This is a genomic window from Protofrankia sp. CiP1_Cm_nod4 (assembly GCF_982290645.1).
This window is the reverse complement of record NZ_CEVIVC010000024.1, coordinates 1-1,797: the sequence shown is the minus strand read 5'-3', so window position 1 is coordinate 1,797 and position 1,797 is coordinate 1. Positions and strand designations below refer to the sequence as shown.

Sequence of the window (1,797 nt, the reverse complement as noted above, 5' to 3'; positions counted from 1 at the left end):
GATCGTGGAGGTGCTCGCGGGGATGGCCACGCCACGGCTGTCGAAGCGAAGTCGCGGAGGTGTCACCATCGGCATGCGCTCCAGCGGCCTGTCCGGATCTGGCACCGGAGGGTCCCCGGCACCCGATCCGGACGGACAGACGCGTGCCCCAGGGAGATCATCCACCACAACCTCCGACACGCCGACGAACCCGGGAGGTTGTGGTGAGAGATCGACATGCATCCTGACCTGCAACGACACAGAATTTTTAGATCATCTCACCATGATCTAAAAGATCTTCAAAAGGAGGTTGTGGTTGGATCTTGCAAACCCCCAGCTCAGACGGGGTACAATTCGGACAGCGGTCCCCGCGATCTACAAATCCGAGCCGGATTGAAACCGACGCCCGGAAGGGCGCTGTCCGGGATTTTTTGTCCCCGCGATCTACAAATCCGAGCCGGATTGAAACCTGCCGGGAAATCGCCAATCCGGCCTGGAGGGAGTCCCCGCGATCTACAAATCCGAGCCGGATTGAAACCCGCATCCTTAGCCGCCCCTATGAGAGGTATGTAGTCCCCGCGATCTACAAATCCGAGCCGGATTGAAACCAGGGCTTGAGTCGCTACCGGCGGAGAGGGGGTCCCCGCGATCTACAAATCCGAGCCGGATTGAAACCTGCATGGAAAGTTAGGCGGTCAACGCGGAGTCCCCGCGATCTACAAATCCGAGCCGGATTGAAACTGCAGTAGGCGCTGCCGGGCTGGGCCCAGAGAGTCCCCGCGATCTACAAATCCGAGCCGGATTGAAACCTCTGAGGCGCGGCGCCGAGCCACCACCGGAGGTCCCCGCGATCTACAAATCCGAGCCGGATTGAAACATCACCGCGATGTTGCCTTTGATTCGCGGGGGTCCCCGCGATCTACAAATCCGAGCCGGATTGAAACTGTGTCGCCATGTACACGACCGATGTGCGGTGTCCCCGCGATCTACAAATTCGAGCCGGATTGAAACATCTACGGAACCGACGGCGATAATCAGGTCCCCGCGATCTACAAATCCGAGCCGGATTGAAACTCGCTATCTTATCCACGCCAAGAGCCATCAAGTCCCCGCGATCTACAAATCCGAGCCGGATTGAAACCTCGCGGCGAACCTGCTCGGAGACCGCCTCGAGTCCCCGCGATCTACAAATCCGAGCCGGATTGAAACTGCCAGCCGCGACGCGCTCGCGCGCTGCCGCCGGTCCCCGCGATCTACAAATCCGAGCCGGATTGAAACCGGGCCAGGTTGGCCCGCACCTCCGGGATCTGCTGTCCCCGCGATCTACAAATCCGAGCCGGATTGAAACTCTCACTTGCGGCACGTAATTCTGCCCTTTTGTCCCCGCGATCTACAAATCCGAGCCGGATTGAAACCAGGGGGGCGGGAGCCGCGGGTGGTGGCTGCGGTCCCCGCGATCTACAAATCCGAGCCGGATTGAAACCGCAGCTCCCAAATCCCCGCGTCCTTCTTGAAGCGGGGTCCCCGCGATCTACAAATCCGAGCCGGATTGAAACCTCATCGGTCGCCCGCCGAATCAGATCCGTGGGGTCCCCGCGATCTACAAATCCGAGCCGGATTGAAACCCGAACTGCTCGATCGTGCGGGCCTTGGTGCGTCCCCGCGATCTATAAATCTGAGCCGGATTGAAACCTCCTGCGGCGTGCGCGAGCGCGCTCCGTGCCGGTCCCCGCGATCTACAAATCCGAGCCGGATTGAAACACGGAGGTTGACGGCACCGTCTTGAAGACGTGTCCCTGCGATCTACAAATCTGAGCC

General features: G+C 60.2%; 1 CRISPR repeat array.

What is annotated here, in order from left to right:
• Positions 1 to 343 precede the first annotated feature (343 nt).
• Positions 344 to 1,740: a CRISPR direct-repeat array (repeat unit 36 nt; unit sequence GTCCCCGCGATCTACAAATCCGAGCCGGATTGAAAC).
• Positions 1,741 to 1,797 lie beyond the last annotated feature (57 nt).